The organism is Candidatus Hydrogenedentota bacterium (assembly GCA_019695095.1).
In the GTDB taxonomy this organism is placed as follows: domain Bacteria; phylum Hydrogenedentota; class Hydrogenedentia; order Hydrogenedentales; family SLHB01; genus JAIBAQ01.
The window spans coordinates 1-10,121 of the sequence record JAIBAQ010000205.1; the positions used below are offsets into that span (position 1 = coordinate 1).

Sequence of the window (10,121 nt, forward strand, 5' to 3'; positions counted from 1 at the left end):
GTCTCGTGCTTCTCCATCAAGTCCGCGTGGTTCGGGATGACGCGCACGGTGAAGCCCAACTGCCCCGTTTTATCGCAGGGGATGGCCCCTTCGAAGCGATAGATGCTGCCGTCGAGTTTCTGCTTGCACGCCATTTGCACGGCTTTGCCGTTTTCGATCCGGCCGTGCGCTCCCATTTCACCGTAGTAGGTCTCGACGATGACGTCCGAGTCCTTCAACTTGTCGAGCTGGACGTCAGCCGTTACGGGCAACGAGGAACCGAAGGGCAGATTCTCCGTCGGGCCGGATTCCACGCCCAGTATGGCGACCTTCGCCCAGCACACGCGGACTTTCTGCTTCCAGTTCGAGAGCGCAAGAGAACGGCTGCGCTCGTTGTCGCGCAGTTCGTTCCGACGGACGGTGCAGGGAATGTAGAAGCGATCCGTGTATTCCTGCACCATGCGATGCGTGTTGAAAACAGGACAAATGGTCCGGATAGCGTTCTTCATGCGCTCGATCCAGCGGCGCGGCAGGCCGTCGCGACCGCGATCGTAGAACGCCGGCGCCACTTCGCGTTCGAGGATCTCGTAGAGCATATCGCTCTCGGTGATGTCCTGCTCGTCGTGGTTGGTAAACATCTCGCCGCGGCCGATGCTCCAGCCGTTCTCGGCCAAGTCCATCGCCTCGCACCACCAGCCGTCGGGGATGCTGATGTTCAGCACGCCGTTTGCGCCGGCCTTCATACCGCTTGTGCCGCTTGCTTCCATGGGACGGCGGGGTGTGTTAAGCCAGCAATCGACGCCTTGCACCATGTAGCGCGCCACGTTGATATCGTAGTCTTCGAGAAAGACGATTTGATTCCGCGCGTCGTAGCGCCGAATGAAGTGCACGATATTGCGAATGAGTTCTTTGCCCTGATTGTCCTGCGGATGCGACTTCCCGGCAATAATGAACTGCACGGGACGCTGCTCGTTCTTGAGAATCTTCAGCAGACGTTCCGGGTCCATCAGGAAAAGGTTGGCGCGCTTGTACGTCGCAAAGCGCCGCGCGAACCCGATGGTGAGGACCTCGGGGTCGAGCACTTCGGCGGCTGCGCGGATTTCCACGCTGGGAGCGCTGCGGCTCATGAGTTGGTTGGTCAGGCGGCGGCGCGCGAAATTCACGAGGCGTTCGCGGCGCCGCTCATGGGTGCGCCACAGTTCGGCGTCGGGCACATCCACGATGCGCGCCCATACATCCGGGTCAGCGGGGTTGCTCACCCACGCGGGACCAAGATACCGGTCGTAGAGGCCCGCGAGGTCGCGAGACACCCAGAACCGGGTATGAACGCCGTTGGTGATCGACGTAATGGGCACCTCGTCCTCGGGGATATCCCGCCACGTGCGCGACCACATGTGCCGCGCGGTTTCGCCGTGGAGCTTGCTCACGCCGTTTGCGGCCGCAGACGTCCGCAAGGCGAGAACCGTCATGCAGAAGGGTTCGCGAGCATCGGACGGATCCTGGCGGCCTAGCGCCAAGAGTTGCTCCAGGGTGATCCCGACTTCTTCGCAGTACTTGCGGAAATAGTGCGTGATGCTCTCCGGCGAGAACATATCGTTACCCGCGGGAACCGGCGTGTGGGTGGTGAATACGCTGGCGGCTTTCACGGCTTCCAACGCATGTTCGAAGGTCAACTTCTCTTGTTGGATCAGATCCTTGATGCGCTGGAGGCTCATGAACGCGGCGTGGCCTTCGTTCATGTGGTAAACGGTCGGGTGAATATCCAGTGCGTGAAGGGTCTTTACGGCGCCAACGCCAAGCACCAACTCCTGCCGGATACGCATGTCGAAGTCGCCGCCGTACAATCGCGCCGTAATCTCGCGATCGTCCGGGTCGTTCGCGTCGAAATCCGTGTCCAACAGATACAGCGGCACGCGGCCCACCTGGCATTTCCACGAGCGGACCTTCACCACGCGGTCAGCCATATCGACATCGACGGTCAGATGCTTTCCTGCCTTGTCCTTGACGGGGGCGACAGGCATCTTGAACACGTCATTACGCGGATAGCGTTCCTGTTGCCAGCCATCGGCATTCAGGTATTGGCGGTGATAGCCTTCGCGGTACAACAGGCCCACGCCCGTGAGAGGCAACCCCAGGTCGCTCGCGCTCTTGAGGTGATCGCCTGCCAACAAACCCAAACCGCCGGAATAGATCGACACGGACTCGTGCAATCCGAATTCCGCGGAGAGATAGGCGACGCCAAATCCTTTCGGGGCATGTTTGTGTTTTTCAGACCACGTCTTGCCGTTCGCGATGTATTCCTCGAAGCGCGCGCACACACGGTCGAGTTGCGCAAGGAATCCTTCGTCCTTTGCCAGTTCCTCGAAACGTTTCTGGCTCACCTGACCGAGCACCGACACCGGATTCTGGTTGGTTTGTTCCCAGAGATTGCGGTCGATGCGGAAGAAAATGTCGATTCCCTCGGGATCGAGGCACCACCATAGATTGTGCGCTAGCGTACGTAGGCGCTCCAGCTTGGCCGGGAGTTTTGGAACTACCGTAAACGTGCAAACTTTCGCCATACGTCCGTCCTCGCGATTACCCCGTTTGCGTCCGATCCGGAATCCGGTCCACTGAAAGGCAACCCCACGAGCCATTTCGACCCATACTACAAAACGCCCTCTCCCGCAGTTCCGGCTGCGGGTTCAGGAACCAGCATCGTATCAAATAACGGCCCCGGCGCGCGACCCTTGCTCAGCGGTCTGGGACCGCCAGCCGGATGCCGAATTTGTCCTAAAAGAAGTACCGCTTCAAGAAACGACCTACTCGCTTCGACATGGCCACGACCGGTCCGCGGGCCTCGACATGACCATTTTTCGCCGCGGCACGGTAGTCAAACGCATGGCGGACAATGCCAATACTCGCCGAAAACGCGGGGGATTTCACCGGTTCCTGGCGAATATCCACGGAATTGGGGAAACCCACGCGGCACGGCACCTGAAACACGGCTTCGGCCAGCGCCGGGTAGTTCTTAATCACGCTCGCCCCACCCGTAAGCACAACGCCCCGCACAAGATTCTTCGCAAGCCCGCGCGCTTGAAGATGCTGCCGCACCTTCACCAGCAGTTCCTTGGCCCGTTCGTAGATCACGACATCCAGCTCGTTCCGGTCGACGACCGAAGGCGCTCCCGGAACCGCAGACTTGAGTTTGATCGGGGTTGCGCGGTCTTCGGGGCGCTCCAACACGCTGCCGGTGGCAAATTCCTCGCGGATGAAATCGTCGGAAATCCCATATTCCAGCACGAGGGAGTCGGCTTCTTCGAAGGAAACCTGCAACCCTGCCGCCACGTCGCGCGTGATCTGGTAGCCGCCCCACTCGAAACAGTGCGAGGCCAACACGCGGAAATCGCGGTAGACGGCGAGTCCGGTGGTGCTCCGTCCCAGGTCCAAGACACCAACGCCCAACTCCATGTCTTCAGGAGTCAGGCATCCCAGCGACGATGCCAAGGGGACAAAGATCAAGTCTTCGAGTTCACGGCTCTGCGATTCGACGCATGCCACGATGTTGTCTTCGATTACCGATGGAAGGCGCGCGAAATGGATGCGGACTTTCAGCACTTGGCCGCGAATCCCGAGCGGATCGATCACGCGCATGTCATCGACATACCACTCTTCGGCGCTCACCGACGACGACAGCTTCTTGCCGGGAGCGAGGATGTCGCGCGAGGCAATGTCGCGCGCTTCGTCCATGTGCCGCGGTTCAACAACGTCGCGATCCACCCGCACGTTCCCTTCGCGGATGAAGGTCTCGATCTTGCGGCCGTTCACGCCCACGAATAGGCTCGATATACGAGTGCGAGCCTCGCGTTCCGCTTCCGTCAAGGCGTGTTTTAGTGCGACCTGCGCCGCCGCGCGATCTTGAATCACTCCCTGCGACACACACCCCTGAGCAGGCGCCGTGCCGTGCCCCATCACGTTGATGGTCCCGTCTGGCGTTTGGCGCGCGATAAGCACGCGAATTTCGCGGGACCCGAAGTCTACCGCGCCGACAATCTCCGTTTTCTTGCGCACTGCACGTCCCTACGCTTGGTTATGAATTCCAACCCATCCGATCCACGCGGGCAGGTCTGGCATGTGCGTGGACATCAATGGCGCCTCCTCGCGAAACGGACGAGCCAAGTGCTTCCCCCTTCGTCGTCGCCAGGTTCCACGCCAGGAAGATCCGTTTATGCGGCGGCCGGCCTCCATGCCTGCGCCCATGCGTCAAAACAGCAGGTCGTCCGCGCGCGCTGCATCGCTCGTCTCCGCGGTCCTGACCTGTTCTATCGTCTGTTCGATTTCCGCGACCGATGCGCGCTGCCTCGTCAGCAACTCGCGCGATTTCTCCATCGCGGCTTCGATTTCCGTCAATCGGCGCTGATGCACCTTCACTTGCTGCCGCGCGTCTTCCAACTGGACGCGCGCGTGCTGCTCATTGCCCTTCAACTCTTCAAGCCGCGAACTCGCGGCCGTTTCCTGGGCGCGCGCTTCTTCCAGCGCCGTCTGCGTTGCGGCATGTTGCCGCTCCGCTTCCTCAAGCTGTTCTTGAAGCTCGCGTATGCGCTCCGCCAAATCGTCTATTCGCGATTGGATTCCGTCAAGACTTGTCTGCACGCCTTCCGCATGCCGGCCCCGCTCGGATTTTGCCTCCGTGCCTTCGTTTACTTGCCGCTCGGCTTCCGTTACGGAGGCTTCCGCCTGCTGGACCTGTTCGCGCGCCACTTCGATGTTCCGCGCGCATTCCTGGTGCCGAAGTTCCAGCGTGCGCACGCGGGTCTCCGTCTCGGCGACCTGTTTCTTCGCAATGCTGACGGCTGCGCGCATCGCGAAGAATTTCGCGTCGGCGATGGACCCGCCCGCCACGGCTTGACGGGCCGTGTCCAACAGCGATGCCGCCGTATCGTCTTCGGGGACGGGTGTCGATGCGTGTGTTGTGGCCGCTTGTTCCGCCCGTTCAGGTTCCTGCACTTCGCTCACGACTTCGTTCCCCCCTTCCGCTTCGATAGTGGGTAGGTCGTTGGCGTTCTCATCGCTCAATTCCGGGGCTTCGGCTGCAATGGCCGCCGCCGCGGGGACTTCCTGTGGGGGGGCGTGCAACCACATTTCCATAAGGGCATCGCATTCGCTCTGCCATGTCGTCAGCGCCGGATCTTCCATGCGCGATTGCGCCTCACCGTACACGCCGCCGAATGCGTAGGCCAGTTCGAAGAACTTGTCATCCTTTGCGGGCCGCCTATTGCTCATCCCCTCGCACAGGCGAGCCATTGTGCGGCACGCCCGCATCGAACCATGCCAGCCAAGCTGACGCGCCCGGTCCTCCAACGTGGAAAGACCGTCGTCCATGGCGAGAAATACCGTGCTGAGGCTGCTTTCGGGCTCGTTCTCAATCCGCGCAAGACCATCGCACAACGTGTCCAGCAATTCGACAACGTCTACTGCCAACGCGCGTGCCGCGGGCGGAACCTCTTCCGGCTCCTCTTCGGACATCACCGGCTCAGGCTCCGGTTGTGCTTCCTCTTCTTCGGCGAACGACGCCAAATCCAGGGAAAGGGGCTCGTCTCCCATCTCCGGCAACTCGGGGATGTCCACCGAATCGTCGTCCGCGGACGAAAGCTCATCAAACAAGGTACCGCGCGTGTCCGTTTGTTGCGGGGGCAGTGGCGGCGGCGTAAACCGCGCTTCCGGCACCACAACAGGCTTTAGAGGCGGTAATTCGCCCAACGGGGTCAGGCCGCTGGCGCCACGCGGAGAAGGCAGCGGGGGCGGCGGCGCGGGCTCTGGCTCGGACGTGATTGGTGTATCTTGCCTCGGCGCCTGCAATGGAGGAGACGGCGGTACCACCGTCAACACCGGAGGAGACGTCACTTTGCGGGGCTCGGCAGGTCGGCGCGGGGGTGATTCGCCGTCATCATCGGCGACAAGGGTCAAGCCCGCTGCCGCGACTTCGCGAAGAGCGGATTCGTAACGTTCGCGCCATTTCTGCATTGCGCCTGAACGCGTTTTGCCGACGATAAGATCGCCAACCATCAGGCACAGGGTTTCGTAGCTGTCCGCGAGATAAGGAACGCACAGGTTCGCGCACCCCGCATCTTCGTAGGTCTGCAGAACGCGGCCTGTCTCGCCGAGCGCTTCGACGATGTCCGTCCACCCTTGTTCCAACGCGATTTCGACGCCTTGGATCAGGTGGTTCATGCACTCGTCAGACCATTGGTCTTGCTGTGCGCCTTCGCGCGCCTTCAGGAACTGACGTTGAAAGCGCCCAAGCGCCGTCAAGAGCCGTTGCGTAGGATCGCTCGTCACGGGTTTCTCGCCCCATGCAACCGGTTCGACTGTCTCGCCAGGCAAACGCGAGTCTCGTGCTCGGTCCTCCCCTGGCGTCGCATCGACCGGCGTTGCCGTGCCATCATCAGGGTTACTTTGGGCCGGTTGGGCATCGGAATCCCGATCTCTACGGCTCCACGGAAGCGGTCGTTTCGTGCGTCTTCCAAACATTGTGCGTGGTAACCCCTGCTATGGCAGCGATTGTAGCACAATGGATTTTTGCACGCAATATGTTGTGGTACCTTCCGGAGCTGAATAATCGGGTTTTTCGTGGTCTTCGAGTTCCCTTGAGAACGGGGATTCGCGCAGGATTCCCTGCCACAGCGGAGTTCTTAAGCCAGATCCCTCGTCCGCGTAAGGCGGACTCGGGATGACAGCGTAGTGAGGCTCAAGACGAAGAGTCCCTGACAGAATAACAGCACCGGCGCCACGGGGACGCCGGTGCCACATTCGTTTCGAGTATCAACGCGGATTGCGCGCGGAGGCTTATTGAATAATGCCCGCGCTCGTCAGGTAATCCAACACTTTCTGGGTCGATTCTTCCAGAGACTCGACACCCGTGTCGACGACGAGCTCTGCTTTCTCCGGTTCTTCATACGGCGCTGAAATGCCCGTAAATTCAGGGATCTGCCCCGCGCGCGCCTTCTTGTACAGGCCCTTTACGTCGCGTGACTCGCACACATCGAGCGCGCACTTCACGTAGACTTCTACGAATTTGCCCTCGCCGGCAATCGTGCGGGCCTTGTCGCGGTCGGCGCGGTACGGGCTAATGAAGGCGGTCATCGCGATGACGCCGGCCTGCACGAAGAGATTCGCGACTTCGCCAATGCGACGGATGTTTTCTTCGCGATCTGCCGGAGAGAACCCGAGGTCTTTGTTCAATCCATGACGAATGTTGTCGCCATCCAGCACGTAGGTGCGGCAGCCGCGTTCAAACAGCGCATTTTCAACCGCATGCGCGAGCGTCGATTTGCCCGAACCCGACAAACCGGTGAACCAAATCACCACCGCTCGGTGCCCGTTCAACCGTTCGCGGTCTTCCCGGGTAATGTCTGCCTCGTGCCACGTAATGTTTGTTGCCTTAACTTTGTCCGCCATGAGTCACTCCGAATTGAAAACGTGTTTTGTGGGGGTTTACAGGAAAGCGCGAGTTTAGCACGTGGAGGAGGGGAGACGCCAATCGGGGGCCGAGGAAGAGACTCGTCGGCAATGCCACCGGATCAAGAATCAGACATGGTTCACAAGATTTACATGATTAAGACTCTCCCCTCGTGCCGCAACCAAAAGAGACTCAACCACGGATGCACACCGATGATTTGACTCGATACTCCAGAGCGCTGCAAGCGCGAAATACTCCAGCCTGGGGTGAGATTCGCGTTACCGACGCGAATCGAAACCCCAGGTACCCGCCCCCACCCAACGAACGCCCTGTCAGGGCGCAAGCACCACGCCGCGCTCGGCGATCGCGGCGCTACCGGGGCCGCGTTTCGGGCATGAATCGTGGCGCTAATCGGTATATGGTTTGAAGCCAGATCCTTCGTCCGCTGGAGGCGGACTCAGGATGACAATCAATGTGGCGCAGCCGCTCTCGGCTGCGATTCAGTAGCGATGCGCCTCCCGAAAATCGATATGCCTTCTACCATTGCGGCGCAAATCATCATTGGCTATAGTCAAACAGACGGCAATGGTCATTGCGACAAGGAAAGGTTCATGGGTCAGTTTGCGGTAAAGTCCACGAAATGGACCTTGGATATCGCCACACGTTTTATCAAGGCCAACATTCGCCTACATAACCTCGAAGCGCTGCAGGACGACATGGCGGCGATCTTCGTCGTGAATCACTTCACGCGAATAGAAACGGTGCTTCTTCCCTACGCCATCCACAAACAAACGGGCAAGGAAGTCTGGTCGCTCGCCGCGGCGGAATTGTTCAAGGGGCGCATCGGGCAATACCTGCTCGCGATGGGGAACGTGTCGACCAAGGACCCGGATCGCGACGCGATCATTGTGCGTTCGCTGCTGAAAGGGGATCACCCGTGGATCATTTTTCCGGAAGGCGGGATGATCAAGGACAAGAAGGTCATCGATCACGAGGGGATGTTCCGTGTTTACAGCCACAGCGGGCGGCGTCCCCCGCATACGGGCGCGGCGGTGCTTGCGTTGCGCGCGCAATACTACCGCGAGCGGCTCGCGTGCTTTCGCGAACGGCCCGGCATGGACGAGGTGGTCAAGCCCGTGCTGGATCGATTCGAGCTGGAGAGCATCGATGAGGCGCTGTCCAAACGGACCGTCATTGTGCCGGTGAACATTACGTACTTCCCCATCCGGTCGCAGGAGAACGTGGTGCTGCGGCTGGCGAGGTCACTCTCGAAGGATCTGAGTAAGCGGGCTGCTGAAGAATTGTCTTTCGAAGGCACCGTCTTGTCGAAAGACACAGACGTGGACATCACGTTCGGCGATCCCATCGCCGTTTCGGATTACTTTCAGGCTCCCGACTGCCCCATGTTCCTGGATGCGGTGCAGGACAATCTTAACGCAATGGAAGAGGACCCCGAATCGGGGTTTAACGAAGCGGCACGGCGGGTCATGATCCGCTACATGGCCGAGATCTACCGCAACACCACGGTGAATTATGACCATATCTTCGGCACTTTGATTCGATATCAGCGCGCGCGCAAGTTCACCGAACGGGCGTATCGAAACCGGATCTTTCTCTGCGTTCACCAAATCAAGCAACTGGGACAACACCGCCTGCATCACGTCCTCGACCGCTCGTACCGCGACATTCTGTACGAAGACGCGAGTCCGATGTTTGCGGATTTTCTCGACCTGTGCGTGCGCGAGGGTGTTTTGCGGCGCGAAGGGGACGGGTATGTACGCGTGGCGCAAACCCGAACGGAGACCGACTTTCAGACTGTGCGAAGCTCGGAGCTGACGACCGTGATCGCAAACGAAGTCGAGCCGCTGACGTTGCTCACGGGCATCATTCGAAACATCGCTCAGACTCCGCGCACGGTATTGTCGAGCAAGATTCGCTCAATCATGATGCAGGAAGACCTCGATCTGTTCGAAAGCGATTACGCCGCGAGCGCGTTACCCGATGAAAGCAAACCACCGGAAGTGGGCAGGCCGTTCTTGCTGGTGCCTCCGAGGTATAAGGCAGGAATCGTGCTCGTGCATGGATACATGGCCGCGCCGCTGGAGATCCGCGCCCTCGCGGACTACCTGTGCGGCCGCGGGTATGCCGTGTATGGCGTGCGCGTAAAAGGGCATGGCACCTCCCCCGAAGACCTCGCGAGAACACCGTGGGAGGAATGGTACGAATCCGTCAATCGCGGCTACGCCATCGTCAAGAGCCTTACCGACAACATTATCCTCGGAGGTTTTTCCACGGGTGGCGTGCTCGCGATGCTCGCCGCGGGACGCAAACGCGACAAGGTCCGCGCCGTGTTCTCCATCAACGCGCCGCTGCAACTGCGGCGATACATGGCGCGCTTCGCGTCGACGCTCGTGTCGATGAACAACCTTGCCGCCTACATCAAGCGCGGGGCGACGGGCTGGGAGTTTGTCGAGAACCATCCCGAGAACCGGCACATCAACTACTTCCGCAACCCTCTTACCGGCGTCAAGGAACTCGGCGAAGTCATGGACGCAATGGAAGCGTCGCTCAAAGACATCTGCGTCCCCGCGCTCGTTATCCAAGGCTACCACGACCCCATCGTCGATCCATCGTCCGGCGAGAGCATCTTCAAACGCATCGGCTCTTCCGACAAAGAACTCACCTTCTTCGACCGCAACCGCCA

General features: G+C 60.0%; 5 protein-coding genes. 1 reads left to right on the forward strand and 4 read right to left on the reverse strand.

From position 1 onward, the window contains the following. From glgP to cysC, 4 genes are all read right to left on the reverse strand, one after another. Positions 1-2,540, reverse strand: a 2,540-nt coding sequence (gene glgP / locus K1Y02_22410; protein MBX7259132.1) for an alpha-glucan family phosphorylase, incomplete at its 3' end; no start/stop codon positions are given. 211 nt (positions 2,541-2,751) lie between these two features. Next, positions 2,752-4,029, reverse strand: a complete 1,278-nt coding sequence (gene ftsA, locus K1Y02_22415) for a cell division protein FtsA (GenBank protein ID MBX7259133.1) — start codon at positions 4,027-4,029, stop codon at positions 2,752-2,754. Positions 4,030-4,221: 192 nt separating this feature from the next. Further along, on the reverse strand, positions 4,222-6,342 hold the full coding sequence (locus tag K1Y02_22420; GenBank protein ID MBX7259134.1) for a hypothetical protein: 2,121 nt from the start codon (positions 6,340-6,342) through the stop codon (positions 4,222-4,224). Between the two features lie 462 nt (positions 6,343-6,804). Continuing rightward, positions 6,805-7,416 (reverse strand): adenylyl-sulfate kinase, encoded by a 612-nt coding sequence (cysC, locus tag K1Y02_22425; protein ID MBX7259135.1) that lies wholly within the window; start codon positions 7,414-7,416, stop codon positions 6,805-6,807. 612 nt (positions 7,417-8,028) lie between these two features. On the opposite strand from cysC, the gene K1Y02_22430 reads away from it, so the two are divergent. Continuing rightward, on the forward strand, positions 8,029-10,121 hold a 2,093-nt coding region (locus K1Y02_22430; protein MBX7259136.1), incomplete at its 3' end, for an alpha/beta fold hydrolase.